This is a genomic window from Rhizobacter sp. SG703, assembly GCF_012275445.1.
Classification (GTDB): domain Bacteria; phylum Pseudomonadota; class Gammaproteobacteria; order Burkholderiales; family Burkholderiaceae_C; genus Rhizobacter.
The window spans coordinates 63,418-79,876 of sequence record NZ_JAAZQK010000012.1; the positions used below are offsets into that span (position 1 = coordinate 63,418).

Here is a 16,459-nt window from a genome sequence, read left to right on the forward strand (position 1 = left end):
TCACGCCGGTGGTTTGGCCAGCGCAAAGCTGGCCAGCGCGACCACCCCCATCCCCGCCAGCATCAGCAGCAGCTCGCGGTAGCCCGGCAGCACCAGCAGCAGCCAGGCCGTCAGCAGCGGCGCGGCCGCCCGCGACAGCAGCGCGATCGCAGACATCGCGCCGCCGATGCGCCCCACGTGCGCCCGTCCGAAGTACGCCGGCACCAGGTTGCCGCGCACGATCGTCACCAGCCCGTTGGCGATGCCGAACAGCACCGCGAACGCGATCAGCGCGGCGAGGTTCCCGGCCACTGCGAAGATCGCGAACGACAGCGGCAGCCCGCCCAGCACCGCCAGCCCCAGCCCGCGCGGCGTGACGCGGCGCCCGAACGCGAGGAACACCAGCCGGCCGGCCACCTGGGCCGGGCCGATCCAGGTCAGCACCGCCAGCGCCTGCACCTCGCTGCGTCCCTTGGCCGCGAAGATCGGCATCACGTGCGCCCACAGCGCCGCCGCCGAGAACGAATACAGCGTGAAGGTGATCGTCAACAGCCAGAAGGCGCGGTGGCGCAGCGCCTCGTGCAGCGTCGCATCGTCGGCCTCGTCGTGCGCGCCGCGCGGTGCGAGCGGCGGATCGCTGCCGCGGAGTGCCCACGCATGCAGCGGTGCCACGCCCAGCAGCAGCACGCCGCCGATCACCGCCAGCGCGACACGCCAGCCGCAGGCGTTCACCAGCCAGGCCGCCGCCGGAAACGACAGCGTGCTCGCGAAGCCGCCGACCAGCGTCAGCGACGTGATGCCGTCGCGGTAGCGCTCGGGAAAGCGCTTCGTCAGCACGTTGAAGGCCGGCTCGTACAGCGTCATCGCCATCGCGGCGCCGAGCAAGGCCCACGCTGCATACAACCTGGCCGGCTGCGCGACCTGCGACCACGACAAAAAACCAAGCCCCGCGAACACCGCGCCGAGCGTCATCACGCCGCGCCCATGCCCGCGGTCGATCGCGGCGCCGGCCGCATAGCTGCTCGCACCCCACACGGCCAGACCGAGCGTGAAGGCGCCCATCAACACGGGTTTGCTCCACCCCAGGGCGTGCTGCATCGGCAGCACGAACGACGAGAATGCGTAGTACAGCGCCGCCCAGCTCACCAGCTGGCCGGCAGCCAGCGCGGCCACGGTGGATCGATAGGAAGTCACCGCGGGATTATCGGTAGGCCCGCTGTCGCTGCAGGGACAGTTCGTCAGCGCACGAGCGTGCTAAAACGCGGCGCACAGGAGACACGACGATGGATTTGAACTTCACGCCCGAAGAGCAGGCCTTCCGACAGCAGATCCGCAGCTGGGTGGCCGAGCACCTGCCGAAGGACATCAGCCACAAGGTGCACAACGCGCTGCGGCTGTCGAAGGACGATCTGCAGCGCTGGGCGAAGATCCTCGGCAGGCAGGGCTGGCACGGCTGGGCCTGGCCGAAGCAGTTCGGCGGCCCGGGCTGGAACGCGATCCAGCGCCACCTGTTCGAAGAAGAATGCGCGCTGGCCGGCGCGCCGCGCGTGGTGCCGTTCGGCCCGGTGATGGTGGCGCCGGTGATCATGGCCTTCGGCTCGCCCGAGCAGCAGCGGCGCCACCTGCCCGGCATCATGAGCGGCGACGTGTGGTGGAGCCAGGGCTACAGCGAGCCCGGCTCGGGCTCCGACCTGGCGTCGCTGAAATGCCGCGCCGAGCGGCGCGGCGACTACTACGTCGTCAACGGCCAGAAGACCTGGACCACGCTCGGCCAGTACGGCGACTGGATCTTCTGCCTGGTGCGCACCGACAGCTCCGGCAAGCCGCAGACCGGCATCAGCTTCCTGCTGATCGACATGAAGAGCCCCGGCATCACGGTGCGCCCGATCATCACGATGGACGGCGAGCACGAGGTCAACGAGGTCTGGTTCGACAACGTCGAGGTGCCGGCGGACAACCTGGTCGGCGAGGAGAACAAGGGCTGGACCTACGCGAAGTACCTGCTGGCGCACGAGCGCACCAACATCGCCGACGTGAACCGCTCGAAGCGCGAGCTGGAGCGCCTGAAGCGCATCGCGAAGGCGGAGAACGTGTACGGCGACATGCGCTTCCGCGACGAGGTCGCGAAGCTGGAGGTCGAGATCGTCGCGCTGGAGATGATGGTGCTGCGGGTGCTGAGCGCCGAAACCTCTGGCAAGCAGTCGCTCGACGTCGCCGGGCTGCTGAAGATCCGCGGCAGCGAGATCCAGCAGCGGCTGACCGAGCTGCTGATGCTGGCGGCCGGGCCGTACAGCGTGCCCTTCATCCACGACGCGATGGAAGCCGGCTGGCAGGGCGACCACGTCGGCGCGGCGTACTGCGCGCCGCTGGCGGCGACCTACTTCAACGTGCGCAAGACGACGATCTACGGCGGCAGCAACGAAGTGCAACGCAACATCGTCGCTCAGACGGTTCTCGGGTGACATGTTGGCCCCCACGTCATTTCATTCCTGCCCCCCGAGGGGGCGCTCAGCCGCCTTGGGGCGGCCCTGCGGCAGCTGAGGACACACCATGGACTTCGACTTCTCCGACGATCAAGAGATGCTGCGCGACTCGGTGCGCAAATGGGTCGCCAAGGGTTACGACGCCGAGCGGCGCAGGCGCATCGTGCAGGCCGGCGGCTTCTCGCGCGAGGCTTGGCGCGAACTCGCCGACCTCGGGTTGACGGGGCTGTTCGTGCCCGAGGCGCACGGCGGCATGGGCTTCGGACCGACCGACGCGATGGTGGTGATGGAAGAACTGGGCCGCGGCCTGGTGCTGGAACCCTATGCGCAAGGCGCGCTGGTCGCCGGCGGCGTGCTGTCGGCCTGCGCATCTCAGCCGGCCATCGATGGCTGGCTCGGCAGGATCGCCGGCGGCGACGCGCTGGTCGTGCTGGCGCACCAGGAGCGCGGTGCGCGCTACCGCATCGCCCACGTCGAGACCGCGGCCAAGGCGGCCGGCGACGGCTGGACGTTGAGCGGCGCCAAGAGCGTCGTGCCGGCCGGCGACCAGGCCGACGCGTTCATCGTGCCGGCGCGCGTGTCGGGCGCGGTCGACGACCCGGCGGGCATCGCGCTGTTCCTCGTCGAGCGCCGTGCCGCGGGCGTCAAGACACGTGGCTACGGCAGCGCCGACGGCGCGCGCGCCGCCGAGCTGTCGCTGGCCGATGCGCCGGCCACGCTGCTGGTGCCGGCGGGCGGGCCCGGCGGCGGCGGCCACGCGGCACTGGAGCTCGCGGTCGACATCGGCATCGCCGCGCTGTGCGCCGAAGCGGTCGGCGCGATGGAGCAGCTGGTCGCGGTGACGGTCGAGTACATGAACACCCGCAAGCAGTTCGGTGTCGCGATCGCGAGCTTCCAGGCGCTGCGCCACCGCATCGCCGACGTGAAGATGCAGCTCGAGCTGGCGCGTTCGATGAGCTACTTCGCGACGCTGAAGATGAACGAGCCGGCCGCGGCACGCCGCCGCGCGCTGGCGCAGGCGAAGTACCAGCTGGGCGTCTCGATGCGCTTCGTCGGCCAGCAGTGCATCCAGCTGCATGGCGGCATCGGCGTCACCGACGAGTACATCGCCGGCCACTACTTCAAGCGGCTGACGGTGATGGAACTGAGCTTCGGCGACACGCTGCACCAGCTCGGCGAAGTGTCCGACCGCATGCAGGACACCGCCGGCGTCTTCGCCTAGGGCCTGTCAACAGGCCCTAGGGCACGACCCGGCCGAACAGATCCATCGGGTGGCTGTCGTCGGCACCGACCGCCCCGATCGCCGTGCCGGCGCCATCGGCGGGGTCGCCCGCGTTGATGAGCGGGCTGCCCGCGGCCGGCCGGTAGATCTGCCGGTAGCGAGACAGGACCTGCCCTGTCGTGTACAGGCCCAGCCAGACGCAGCCCTTCGACACCCGGTAGGGCACCTCGGCCTGGCCTGACAGCCGGGGGTTCGCCTGCACATCGTGCACCCCCGCCGGGCTCTGCACCATGCCGGGCAGATAGCGCGCCGAATCCGGCGCCAGCGGGTTGAACCAGCCGTTGTAGTCTGCCGAGACCACCCGCGGGCTGGTCACGGCACCGCCGTCGGTCGATACCAGGGCCTTGCCGAAACTGGCCGGCACCTCGCTGAACGCGGTGAACAGGTTGTTGCGGATGGAGGCGAACACCGAGCCCGCGCCGATGTTGAACACCGGCGCGTCGCAGGCGCCGGCCGAACCACCGGCATCGAAGCTGTTGTTGTGGATGTCGAGGCCGCTCTCGCCGCCGTAGACCATGATGGCGCCGTCGTACTGGGTGTTGGTGCCGCTGGCATGCGCGAAGACGTTGTGGTGGATCCTGGTGCCGCTCGCCGAGCCGCGCCAGAAATCGTGCCCGCTGTCGATGGCCAGGTTGTAGCGGAACTCGCCGCCGAAATTCTGGATCGGCCACGAGCCGCCATGCACCACGTTGTGCTCGGCCAGCTCGTTGCCGGAGCTGCCTTGCAACCAGAGATTGAAGCCCTGGCTGAACCCGCCGTGGTAGTCGTGCAGGAGGTAGTTGCCTTGCACGGTGTCGTTCGACGAGTCGTAGAGCTGCAGCACCGCCCTCACCCCCATCAGGACATTGCCCTGCCCTGCAAGCAGGCCGCCGATCTGCCAGCCATTGCCGCTCACCAGCAGCATGCCGCCACCGATGCGGTTGCCCTGCAGGACCTTGCCGCCGGACGTGTTGCCGGCCAGTTCGAGAACGACCGGCACCGACGGGTCGCTGGACACATAGGTGATCAGGTTGTTGGCGCGAAGCTCGTTGTTCTTCACCGTCATCGTGCCACTGCCTTGGGCGCTGAAGCGCATCGCCCCGGTGGCCTCGAAGACCGAGTCTTGAATCGCCACCGAGCCCGTGGTCGAGACGTCGATGCCCGGGGCACTGAAGCTGCCCAGCCCGCTGACATGCGCATTCTGGATGTGCACACGGCCCGAGTAGCCTGCGCCGGCAAGCACCTTGAAGCCATTGCCGATGACGGTCTTGTCCGTCCAGTCGAGGTCGGCCGAGCCGCCCAGCACCAGGTCTTGCGTCAGCGTGACCGTGCCGCCGTGCACGGGCGGGGCATCGACGTGGATGGTGATGGGGGTCAGCCCGTCGACCTGCCTGCCGCCGGCGCCGGTGGCCGGGTCGTACGGCACATGCCCGACGGTCAGCACATGCACGCCCTGCGAGAGGCCGGCGGGCAGGCGCAGCTCCCAGAGGTTGAAATCAGTGGCACTCGGCAAGGCCGCGCCGACCAGTTGCCCGTCGACATAGAAGTTCTCCCGGGTTCCGGGGCAGACGTAGGGCGGGTGTCCGGGTGGGCACATGTAGGCATTCGGATCGCGCGCATCGGCGAGGATGCGCAGCGGCGCGCCGGCCGTGAAATGCATGTGCGGCGCGGGGCTCTTGATGCGTGTCGCGCTGGCTCCGCTCTCGTTCCAGATCGGCTCGATGGGGTCGGAGAAGCAGGCCTCCGCGGGTGCAGGTGCAGGTGCAGGTGCAGGTGCAGGTGCAGGTGCAGGTGCGGGAGCGGGAGCGGGGTTCGGCACCGGCGCCGGTGCAGGCGCGCCGATCGGTGGTGACGTCGATGGCGCGGGGGCGTCATCCGACGCGCCGCTGCCGCATGCGCCCAGCAACAGCACGGCGGCGAACAGCCCGCTCAGCGTCGGTATCGTTCCGCGAAGGCCTTGCATGGCTCAGTTGGCCAGCCTGGGCGGTGCTTGCACGGTCATCGGCAACGCCCCGCTGAAGGTGACGGTGCCTGCCTGGTTGCGGATCTCCAGCGTGCCACCCGTGCCGTCGGTGCTGAAGCGCGCGGTTGCCACGCTGCCGTTGGCCAGCGTGACCTGTGCCCCGGTCTGGCCGGCCGCATCGGAGCGGGTCGCGGCAGTGAAGGCGTGGTCGGCGCCCAGCACGTTGAGAAACACCGACACGTTGCCGTTCGAATCGGCCACGTCGACGCGCGAGCCGGCATTCATGTCGTCATCGACCGTGGGCCACGAGATCGCCTGCGACACGAGCCCGGTGGGAGCGAGGCGCACCACGTCGAGCTGGTTGCTGCCGCTCATCGCGGTGATGCGGTCGCCCGAGAGCGTGGGCGTGCCCGGCAGATTCAGCGTCCAGATGCGGCTGACGCCGCTGCCGGTGGTCTGCACGCGGTCGAGGATCACGAGCGTGGCGGGCTTGATGAACAGAAACTCGCGCTCCACCTTCGCCACCACAGCCTTGCCGCCGTACATCGGCGTGACCCGCGCCAGGCCATAGGCGTAGACGGGCGTGTCGGCCAACGCCTGCATCGCGCAGCTGGCGTCGTAGGTCTGCTCCACCAGCTTGCCGTTCTGCTCGATGCGCACCAGGTTGTGCGGCGTCTCGTACTGGGCCAGGCCCGAGTGCGAATCGATGTTCTCATCGAAGGCGAGCCAGTTGCCCTTGAACATCACGAAGCTGCCCTGGTCGTGGTGGGCATGGCTCTCGGTGTAGGGGCCGCAGATCAGGTTGGCATAGGTGGCATCGCCGGACCAGGCCGAACGCATCGAGAACTGGCCGGTGCCGCTGCCCCAATGGGCGGTGGGCAGGCGGCTCAGCGGCTGTGCAGCGATGTCGGATTGGTCGTACAGGTAGTCGACCCAGTACTCGAAGGCGTTCGCCATGCGCGGCACCGACGACTGCGCCAGCAGCGACTTGGAGACGCCCGCCATCACGTCAGACGGGTACAGGCGCGACAGCACCTCGAGGTACTGGCGGTGGTAGTCGAACAGCGCGGCCGTCGAGTCGCGCGAATGGTCGCCGGTCGGCGAGATGCGGTCCAGGGTCGGCACGATGTCGTGCATGAACTTGTCGAACGACGCGAGCGTGTGCGGCGTCGCGTCCGCGATGCGCTCGCCGGTGGATTTTTCCCACAGGTGGTAGAGGTCGAACAGGCCGTTCATTGCCGTGCCGTAACCGGTGCCTTCGCGCGAGCCGCCGCCCTGCAGGTCGCGGGTGAAGGTCGGCACGAGCTGGTTGGCGATCTTCTCGGTGCGGAACTTGTCCAGCCAGGTCGAGGCCTGCGTGTTTTCGCCGTACGTGGCGAGACCGAGCAGCATGGTCGCGCGCAGGAACGAGTAGTAGTAGTTGTTCGATGGGTTGTCGACCGACCAGCCGCTCCAGGCGTAGGCGGTGTTGCCCCATCTGGCCTGCGTGTGGTTCCACACGTTCCAGACCGCCTGGTTGCCGTAGGTGGCCCAGCGCGTGCGCTGGTTCGCCGTCATCTGCGAGCGGCACCAGTCGTACACCATCGCCATGTTGCCGATCGTGCCGCCGACATCGAGGTAGCTGTCGCCGGCCACCGTCGCAGCCGCGTTCCTGCTGATCAGCGCTTCTTCCGATTTCACGAAACTCTCGGTCTGGTCGACTGCGTACTGGCAGTAGGACGCCTTGCCCGTCACCTGGGACAACAGCGCCGCCTGCCAGGGGCCGAACAGATAGATGTCGGCACCGGCGATCTGCGAATCGACCATGTTCTTGAAGCGCGTCGCCGACGCCGTGTTGCTGCTCAGAGCGGCGCGCAGGCGGGTCAGTGTCGGCGCATCGGAGATCAGGATGCGCGGCGATCCGAGCGGCGCGATCGTGATGGGCAAGGGCGTGGGTGCCGGTGCAGGCGCAGGTGCGGGCGTCGGTGCGGGTGCGGGTGCGGGTGCGGGTGCGGGTGCGGGTGCCGGTGCCGGTGCTGGCGCCGGTGTCGGTGTCGAGCCGGAACTGGGTGTCGGTGCAGGGCCGTCATCAGACGAAGGGCCGCATCCGGCGACCAAGGTGGTGGCAGCCAGCAGCACCAGGCTGGCGTGCCGCCAAGCCGGCCTCAACCGATGCAGCCGCCTGGCAGTTGCGTGAAGGGCCAACCGAGTGTTCGCTGACGAACCATCGTGACGCATCGAGTCCATGGATTCCTCCGACAGGGCTTGAGCCCATGTGCTTTTTTCTTCTCCGGCCCTGAGGCGTCCGGATAGAGCAAATGCGACAGGCAGGTTCTTGCAGAGGGCAAGCCCACACGGTCTCTTCGATCTCATCGGGACTGCGCACGGTGTATCACGCCACCTGTCGCGGCCGGCCAATCTGCGCAGACTGTTGCAACTGAGTGGGTGTGTCAGCGCTGCTCCACCAACCGTTTCATAATCGCCGGTCCCCGCCCCCTTCCCCGCGATGCACCCCACACCAGGCCTGAGCGCCGTCGCCGGCCTGCGCGTCGGCCACTTCACCGACAGCCGCCGGCCCACCGGCTGCACCGTCGTGCTCGCGCCCGCGGGCGCAGTGGGTGGCGTCGACGTGCGCGGTGCAGCACCCGGCACGCGCGAGACCGACCTGCTGTCGCCGCTGAATGCCGTCGAACACGTGCACGCGGTGCTGCTCGCCGGCGGCAGCGCGTTCGGGCTCGACGCCGCCGGCGGCGTGATGCGCTGGCTCGAGGAGCGCGGCATCGGCTACCCGGTCGGCCCGCACCGCGTGCCGATCGTGCCGGCGGCGATCCTGTTCGACTTGTCGGTCGGCGACGGCCGCATCCGCCCCGACGCAGCCGCCGGCTACGCCGCCTGCGAGGCCGCGAGCGACGCGCCGTGCGCCGAAGGCAATGTCGGCGCGGGCGCCGGTGCGCTGGTCGGCAAGCTGTTCGGGCTCGAACGCGCGATGCGCGGCGGGTTCGGCCACGCCAGCGTCACGGTGGCCGGCATCACGGTCGGCGCGTGGGTCGCGGTCAATGCGCTCGGCGATGCGGTCGATCCGCGCAGCGGCCGCGTGCTGGCCGGCGCCCGCACCGCCGATGGCCTGGAGTTGCTCGACAGCACGCAGGCGCTGCTGCGCGGCGAACTGCCGCAGTCCATGCAACCCGGCGCCGCGACGACGATCGGCGTGGTCGGCACCGATGCCGTGCTGACCAAGGCCCAGGCCAACAAGCTCGCGCAGACCGCGCACGACGGGCTCGCGCGAAGCATCAGCCCGGTCCACACGCAGAGCGACGGCGACACCGTGTTCGCGCTCGCCACCGGCGCCAGCGGGCTCGTCGCCCACCCGACGCTGCTGGGCACGATGGCGGCCGAGTCGGTGGCCCGGGCCGTCGTGCGTGCGATCGAGGCGGCCACCGGCTGGGGGCCTTACCCCGCCGCGCGCGACCTGGGCCTGCCCGCATGAGCAACACCTCGGCCGACACCTTCCCGCCGATCGTCTTCCTGCACGGCAACGGCGACACCGCCGCGCTGTGGCTCACCACCGTCTGGCGCTTCGAGAGCAACGGGTGGCCGCCCGAGCGGCTGCATGCGATCGACATGCCCTGCCCGCTGGCCCGCGACGACGACGGCATCGCGCAGCCGGGCCGCAGTTCCAGCGACGACGCGCGGCGCTGCGTGGCCGACGCGGTCGAGCAGGCCTGCCGCCGGCACGGCGTCGCGCAGGTGGTGCTGATCGCCAATTCGCGCGGCGGCTTCGCGGTGCGCAACTTCATCGCGAACGGCGGCGCGGCGCAGGTGTCGCACGCGATCCTCGGCGGCACGCCGAACCACGGCGTGTGGGCCGATGCCGGCTTCCGGCCGGGCAACGAATTCAACGGCGCCGGGCCGTTCCTGCAGCGGCTGAACGCAGGCGACGGCGATGGCGACGAGACGACCCCGGGCCCGCGCTGGATGACGGTGCGCTCCGACGCCAACGACAAATACGCGCAGCCCGACGGCCTGTGGATCGGCGCGCCCGGCCGGCCGACCGGCGTCGGCGCCGACAGCCCGGCCCTGCGCGGCGCGCACAACGTCGTGATCGCCGGCATCGACCACCGCGAGACCTCGTTCGGCCCGGCCGCGTTCGACGCGATGTGGCGCTTCCTGACCGGCCGCGCGCCGGCGACGCTGCAGCCGACGCCGTCCGACGGCGCGATCGAACTGGCCGGCACCGTCTCCGGCCTGCACCCGCAGGCCGCGGTGCACGACAACCTGCCGCTGGCCGGCGCCGCGGTCGAGGTGCACGCCACCGATCCGGCCACCGGCGAGCGCGTCGGCGCGCCGCTGTACCGCGGCACCGTCGGCCGCGACGGCGCCTGGGGCCCGCTGAGCACCGACAGCCGCACGCCGCTGGAGTTCGTCGTCGACGCGCCCGGGCACGGCACGACGCACGTCTACCGCTCGCCGTTCGCACGCTCGTCGTCGCTGGTGCACCTGCGCGCGATGCGGCTGGCGGACGCCGATGCCGATGCGGATGCCGCCCCGGCGGCCGACCGCGATGCGCTCGCGCTGGTGCAGCTGAGCCGGCCGCGCGGCTACTTCGGCGTGCCGCGCGACCGCGTCCTGCTCGACGGCCACCCGCCCGCCGGGCTGCCGCCGGGCGTCGCGGGCCTGTCGCTGGCCGCGGTCAAGGTGACCGACACGGCCGGCCGCGCGGTGGCCGCAGAATTCAACGGCGAGCGCATCGTCGGCCGCGCCTGGCCTTGTGCCGACGGCCACGTCGTGCTGCTCGAACTCCATTCCTGAACGAAAGATTTGTCGATGCGCTTGTCGCAGGTGTTGTTTTCCCAGGGCTTCGGCACGCGCCGCGAATGCGACGGCCTGGTGTGGCACGGGCTGGTGTCGGTCGGAGGGCGGGTGGTCGAGGAGCCGGCCGAGGAGGTCGACACCGACGGCCTGGTGTTCACGGTGCAGGGCCGCGAGTGGCGCTTCCACGAAAAGGCGCTGGTGCTGCTGCACAAGCCGAGCGGCCACGAGTGCTCGCAGAAGCCCAAGCACCACCCGAGCGTGCTGAACCTGCTGCCGGCGCCGCTGCGCAACCGCGGCGTGCAGCCCGTCGGCCGGCTCGACGAAGACACCACCGGGCTGCTGCTGCTGACCGACGACGGCGCGCTGATCCACCGACTGACTTCGCCGAAGCACCATGTGCCGAAGGTGTACGAGGCGACGGCGAAGCACGAGGTGACGCCCGACCAGGTGGCGAAGCTGCTCGACGGCGTGGTGCTCGACGACGACCCCGCGCCGGTGCGCGCCTCGGCCTGCGAAGCGACCGGGACCCACACCTTGCGGCTCACGCTGACCGAAGGCAAGTACCACCAGGTCAAGCGCATGGTGGCCGCGGCGGGCAACCGGGTCGAGGCACTGCACCGCAGCAGCTTCGGCGAGCTGACGCTGGCCGGCGTGCCGAGCGGCGCGTGGCGGTGGGTCAGCGCGGCGGAGCGGGAGATGCTGGAGCGCAAGCGCTGAACCGTCAGAGTTGCTGTGACGGCTGGTTGGAGCTCAAGAGCCCAATGCGCTTTGCGACGGATTCATTCGCCAATTTCAGAAACCCTCGCATGGATTCCAGATCGGCAAGCTGGTTCACCAGGTCGAACTCGACCTGCGTCCGGCACCGCCACTGTGTCAGCATGGTGTTGATCAAGCCCTTCATGCCGTCGTTGGACAGCGTGACCGCCTTGATGCGCAATCGATTGATCGGGCACAAGACAAGCTGATTCGCGATGGCGTCAAAGGAATACTTGTTCTGATCGCCGCCTGCCCGCTTCAGCGTCAATTGCGGCAGACGCCAGGGGTCCCGGGATTGCAGGAGGCTGGTCATCAAGCTGCCGAAGAGGTGGCACGGGCAAGACGCGATCTCCAGTTCCCTGAACCGGGGAAGCTTGCTCAAGACGGCAACCAGATCAGGGAGGAAGCTCGGCTCGTCGATCCAGCCGCCCGCCAGCGTCAGCGTCTGCAGACCCGGGTTGCGCGCGACGAGCGAGAGTGCCGCCGCCCGCATCGTCTGCGGGTCAACGCTGTCGTGCTCGCCGAAGGCGATCTTCAGCGACTCCAGGCCACCGTATGACATCAGCGCCATCATCATCGCGTTGAAGGCGCCCGCTTGATGATGGCAGCTCGTGAGGCCGAGCTTCTTGAGCGTGCGGCCTGCCTGCAGCGCCCGGCCGAATTCGACGGCGGCGGCGGGCGACACCGTCACGTTGACCAGGTGCACGCGCTGCAATGCCGGGATCTGCCACAACGCGTGGATCAGCGATGTCCACCCCGACGAGAAGCACGTCAGGGTCGCGAGTTGTCCGTCCACCATCGCCTGCGCCAACCCCTGCAGGTTGCCGCTTTGCAGGTACGCCTCGGCATTGTCGCGCCATGGCTTCAGGTCCCTGGGGTCTCGTCTCGGCTGCGCTCGCCCGGCAAGGATCGCACCCGCCTGCGAAATGGCAGGCGCGATCGGCACCGGGCGGATCTGAAGCATCTGCCGCTGGATCTCGACGCTGGGCTGAAGCGTGTCTTCCAGCGTGCGGGCCGCGGCCGCCGACTGCGCACGACGGCGGGCGGCCTGGGGGCTCCTGGCCACTGCGTGCTTCCCCTTTTCCACACGCGCAGGACTTGCTGCCTGCTTCGGCTCCCCGGTTCGAGGGGGCTGCTTTTTGCGGGGGCGCTTGTCGCCCGCCCTCGGTCCACTCATGCGATACATCCTCGACGGTGCAGCCCCCTCAGTAACGGGTGTCGGCATTTGGTTCAACGCCACCCGACAGATAATCCTCCCCCATGCGCGTCTTCAGCGGCTTCCACCATCCCGGCATCGCCGATGCCTGCGCCCTCACCATCGGCAACTTCGACGGCGTCCACCGCGGCCACCAGGCCATGCTGGCGCTGCTGCGCAACGAGGCCCAGCACCGCGGCCTGCCGTCGTGCGTGATGACCTTCGAGCCGCACCCGCGCGACTACTTCGCCCGCGCCGCCGGCAAGCCCGAGCTGGCGCCGGCGCGCATCGCGACGCTGCGCGACAAGCTCTCCGAACTGGAACGCTGCGGCATCGACCAGGTGGTGGTGCTGCGCTTCGACCAGGCACTCGCGTCGCTGTCGCCCGAGGCCTTCATCGTCGACATGCTGGTGCGCGGCCTCGGCGCCCGCTACATCCTGGTCGGCGACGACTTCCGCTTCGGCGCCCGGCGCGGCGGCGACTACGCGATGCTCGACGCCGCCGGCCCGGCCCAGGGCTTCGACGTCGCCCGCATGAAGAGCTACGAGGTGCACGGGCTGCGGGTGTCGAGCTCGGCGGTGCGCCAGGCGCTGGCCGCTGGCGACATGGCGCAGGTCGAAGCGCTGCTGGGCCGCAGCTACAGCATCAGCGGCCACGTGGTGCACGGTCGCAAGCTCGGCCGCGAGCTCGGTTTTCGCACGCTGAACCTGCGCTTCGCCCACGCGAAGTCGGCCGCGATGGGCATCTACGCGGTGCGCACCCACGGCCTGGGCGAGCAGCCGCTGGACGGCGTCGCGAGCCTGGGCGTGCGCCCGACCGTCGAAGACGCCGGCCGGGTGCTGCTCGAAGTGCATTGCCTCGATTGGCCCGCGCGCCTCGGGGCCGAGGGGGCCTACGGTAAACTCGTCCGCGTGGAACTGCTGCACAAACTTCGCGACGAAGCGCGTTTCGACGGGCTGGACGCCCTGACGGCGGCCATCGCGCAGGACGTGCAGGACGCTCGGGTCTGCCTCGCGTCGTACGCCGCGCAACGCCGCCAGACCACGCGCGATCGAATTTAACGCTCGCCCCACCCCCCCCCGCCCTTCGCATCAAACCTGCGAGCCCCGGCGCCCGGCGCCGGCACCTGTCTTCGAGACGCGCCGCGCGGCGCGCAAAGCCATGACCGACAAGACAACGGACACCACCGACTACCGCAGCACCCTGAACCTGCCCGACACGCCGTTCCCGATGCGCGGCGACCTGCCGAAGCGCGAGCCGGGCTGGATCAAGGACTGGAGCGACCAGGGCATCTACAAGCAGCTGCGCGACGCCCGCGTGAACCGGCCGCGCTTCGTGCTGCACGACGGCCCGCCGTATGCCAACGGCACGCTGCACGTCGGCCACGCGGCGAACAAGATCCTGAAGGACATGATCGTCAAGGCGCGCCAGCTGGCCGGCTTCGACGCGCGCTACACGCCGGGCTGGGACTGCCACGGCCTGCCGATCGAGAACCAGATCGAGAAGACCTTCGGCCGCAACCTCGAACGCGCCGACGTGCAGGCGAAGAGCCGCGCCTATGCCGGCGAACAGATCGCGCAGCAGATGGCCGACTTCAAGCGCGTCGGCGTGCTCGGCGACTGGGACCACCCGTACCGCACGATGGACTTCGGCAATGAAGCCAACGAGATCCGCGTGCTGAAGCGGCTGATCGAGCGCGGCTTCGTCTACCGCGGGCTGAAGCCGGTCTACTGGTGCTTCGACTGCCATTCGTCGCTGGCCGAGTTCGAGATCGAATATGCCGACAAGCAGTCGCAGACCGTCGACGTCGCCTTCCTCGCGGCGGAGCCGGCGAAGCTGGCCGCCGCGTTCGGCCTGCCGTCGCTGGCCAAGGACGCCTTCGCGGTGATCTGGACCACCACCGCGTGGACCCTCCCCGCCAACCAGGCGCTGAACCTGAACCCGGCGCTGGAGTACGCGCTGGTCGACACCGAGCGCGGCCTGCTGCTGCTGGCGCTGGCGCTGGTCGACAAGTGCCTGGAGCGCTACGGCCTGCAGGGCCGCGTGATCGCGACCACGCTCGGCAAGAACCTCGACGGCATCACCTTCCGCCATCCGCTGGCGCATGTCGATCCGGGCTACGACCGCGTGAGCCCGGTGTACCTGGCCGACTACGCGACCGCGGAGGACGGCACCGGCATCGTGCATTCGTCGCCGGCCTACGGCGTGGACGACTTCAACTCCTGCCGCGAGCATGGCCTGGCGATCGACGACATCCTGAACCCGGTGCAGGGCAACGGCGTCTACGAGGCGACGCTGCCGCTGTTCGGCGGCCAGCACATCTGGAAGGCCGTGCCGCTGGTGATCGATGCGCTGCGCGACGCCGGCCGGCTGCTCGCCACCTCGAAGCTGACGCACAGCTATCCGCACTGCTGGCGCCACAAGACGCCGGTGATCTACCGCGCCGCGGCGCAGTGGTTCGTGCGCATGGACGAAGGCGACGGCGTGTTCACGAAGGACAAGGCGCCGAAGACGCTGCGCCAGACCGCGCTGGAAGCCATCGCCCAGACCGGCTTCTACCCGGAGAACGGCCGGGCCCGGCTGCACGACATGATCGCGAACCGGCCCGACTGGTGCATCAGCCGCCAGCGCAACTGGGGCGTACCGCTGCCGTTCTTCCTGCACAAGGCGACTGGCGAACTGCACCCGGACACGATGGCGCTGATCGACCGCGCTGCCGACGTTGTGCAGCAGGGCGGCGTCGAGGCCTGGTCGAAGCTGACGGTCGACGAGGTGCTCGGCGCCGAGGCCGGCGACTACATCAAGAGCAACGACATCCTCGACGTGTGGTTCGACTCGGGCTCCACCTTCCATCACGTGCTGAACGAGAAGGTCGGCAGCCAGCCCGGCACCACCGGCGGGCCGGGCGGCGAAGGCGGCCCCGAGGCCGACCTGTACCTCGAAGGCCATGACCAGCACCGCGGCTGGTTCCATTCGTCGCTGCTGATCGCCAGCGCGATGGAAGGCCATGCGCCGTACCGCGGCCTGCTGACGCACGGCTTCACGGTCGACGGCCAGGGCCGCAAGATGAGCAAGAGCCTGGGCAACTTCATCTCGCTGCAGGATTCGGTGCAGGAGATGGGCGCCGAGATCCTGCGCCTGTGGTGCGCCGCGACCGACTACTCGGGCGACCTCGCGATCGACAAGAAGATCCTCGCGCGCGTCGTCGATGCCTACCGCCGCATCCGCAACACGCTGCGCTTCATGCTGGCCAACACCAGCGATTTCGATCCGGCGACCGACCTCGTGCCGCTGGGCGAGATGCTGGAGATCGACCGCTATGCGCTGGCCCGCGCGGCGCAGTTCCAGGCCGAGGTGCTGAAGCACTACGAGGTCTACGAGTTCCACCCGGTGGTGGCCAAGCTCCAGGTGTTCTGCAGCGAGGACCTGGGCGCGTTCTACCTCGACGTGCTGAAAGACCGGCTGTACACCACCGCGCCGAAATCGGCGGCGCGGCGCAGCGCGCAGACCGCGCTGTGGCACGTGACGCACGCGATGCTGCGCTGGATGGCGCCGTTCCTGAGCTTCACCGCCGAAGAGGCCTGGAAGCTGTTCGCGCCAGGGCAGTCGGCATCGATCTTCATCGAGACCTTCAGCGACACGTCGGCCTGGGCCGACGAGGCGCTGCTCGCGAAGTGGGGGCGGCTGCGCGAGATCCGCGACGTGGCCAACAAGGAGATCGAGGCGCTGCGCAGCGCGGGCCAGGTCGGCTCGTCGCTGCAGGCCGAGCTGCTGATCACCGCGGCGGCCGACGACCATGCGCTGCTCGCAACGCTCGGCGACGACCTGCGCTTCGTGACGATCACGTCGCAGGCGCGGATCGCCACGGGCGCGGAGCTCGCTGTTGCCGTGACGCCGTCGGCTGCGACCAAGTGCGAGCGCTGCTGGCATTACCGCGACGACGTCGGCAGCGATGCGCAGCATCCGACGATCTGCGGCAGGTGCACAAGCAACCTGTATGGGTCGGGTGAGGCGCGTACAGTCGCCTGAAC

General features: G+C 69.6%; 11 protein-coding genes. 7 read left to right on the forward strand and 4 right to left on the reverse strand.

Annotated elements, in window-relative coordinates; translation table 11 throughout:
* Positions 1 to 1,173, reverse strand: a complete 1,173-nt coding sequence (locus FHT26_RS23560) for an MFS transporter (protein ID WP_168562534.1) — start codon at positions 1,171 to 1,173, stop codon at positions 1 to 3.
* An 89-nt stretch (positions 1,174 to 1,262) separates the two neighbouring features.
* On the opposite strand from FHT26_RS23560, the gene FHT26_RS23565 reads away from it, so the two are divergent.
* Together FHT26_RS23565 and FHT26_RS23570 are read left to right on the forward strand one after the other, a co-directional pair.
* Positions 1,263 to 2,441: an acyl-CoA dehydrogenase family protein gene (locus FHT26_RS23565; protein WP_168562535.1), complete on the forward strand. Its 1,179-nt coding sequence runs from the start codon at positions 1,263 to 1,265 to the stop codon at positions 2,439 to 2,441.
* A gap of 88 nt (positions 2,442 to 2,529) precedes the next feature.
* Entirely contained in the window at positions 2,530 to 3,684 is a 1,155-nt protein-coding gene (locus FHT26_RS23570; RefSeq protein WP_168562536.1) for an acyl-CoA dehydrogenase family protein, read from the forward strand.
* Positions 3,685 to 3,700: 16 nt separating this feature from the next.
* Here FHT26_RS23570 and FHT26_RS23575 read toward each other — a convergent pair whose 3' ends face one another.
* Together FHT26_RS23575 and FHT26_RS23580 are read right to left on the reverse strand one after the other, a co-directional pair.
* Positions 3,701 to 5,686 (reverse strand): right-handed parallel beta-helix repeat-containing protein, encoded by a 1,986-nt coding sequence (locus tag FHT26_RS23575; RefSeq protein ID WP_168562481.1) that lies wholly within the window; start codon positions 5,684 to 5,686, stop codon positions 3,701 to 3,703.
* A gap of 3 nt (positions 5,687 to 5,689) precedes the next feature.
* Positions 5,690 to 7,612, reverse strand: coding sequence for a hypothetical protein (locus tag FHT26_RS23580; RefSeq protein WP_168562482.1), 1,923 nt, complete (start codon positions 7,610 to 7,612; stop codon positions 5,690 to 5,692).
* Between the two features lie 559 nt (positions 7,613 to 8,171).
* On the opposite strand from FHT26_RS23580, the gene FHT26_RS23585 reads away from it, so the two are divergent.
* The 3 genes from FHT26_RS23585 to FHT26_RS23595 are packed head-to-tail and all read left to right on the forward strand — an operon-like array spanning position 8,172 to position 11,194.
* Positions 8,172 to 9,152: a P1 family peptidase gene (locus FHT26_RS23585; RefSeq protein ID WP_168562537.1), complete on the forward strand. Its 981-nt coding sequence runs from the start codon at positions 8,172 to 8,174 to the stop codon at positions 9,150 to 9,152.
* On the forward strand, positions 9,149 to 10,474 hold the full coding sequence (locus FHT26_RS23590) for a twin-arginine translocation pathway signal (RefSeq protein WP_168562538.1): 1,326 nt from the start codon (positions 9,149 to 9,151) through the stop codon (positions 10,472 to 10,474). The genes FHT26_RS23585 and FHT26_RS23590 overlap by 4 nt, the downstream gene beginning before the upstream one ends.
* Before the next feature lie 15 nt (positions 10,475 to 10,489).
* A complete protein-coding gene (locus FHT26_RS23595) occupies positions 10,490 to 11,194 on the forward strand; it encodes a pseudouridine synthase (RefSeq protein ID WP_168562539.1) in 705 nt (234 codons plus the stop codon).
* Positions 11,195 to 11,198: 4 nt separating this feature from the next.
* Here FHT26_RS23595 and FHT26_RS23600 read toward each other — a convergent pair whose 3' ends face one another.
* Positions 11,199 to 12,299 (reverse strand): hypothetical protein, encoded by a 1,101-nt coding sequence (locus tag FHT26_RS23600; protein ID WP_168562540.1) that lies wholly within the window; start codon positions 12,297 to 12,299, stop codon positions 11,199 to 11,201.
* 194 nt (positions 12,300 to 12,493) lie between these two features.
* On the opposite strand from FHT26_RS23600, the gene FHT26_RS23605 reads away from it, so the two are divergent.
* Together FHT26_RS23605 and ileS are read left to right on the forward strand one after the other, a co-directional pair.
* Complete coding sequence (locus tag FHT26_RS23605; protein WP_056816348.1) at positions 12,494 to 13,489, forward strand: bifunctional riboflavin kinase/FAD synthetase; 996 nt, start codon at positions 12,494 to 12,496, stop codon at positions 13,487 to 13,489.
* A 100-nt stretch (positions 13,490 to 13,589) separates the two neighbouring features.
* Complete coding sequence (gene ileS, locus FHT26_RS23610) at positions 13,590 to 16,457, forward strand: isoleucine--tRNA ligase (RefSeq protein WP_168562541.1); 2,868 nt, start codon at positions 13,590 to 13,592, stop codon at positions 16,455 to 16,457.
* Positions 16,458 to 16,459 lie beyond the last annotated feature (2 nt).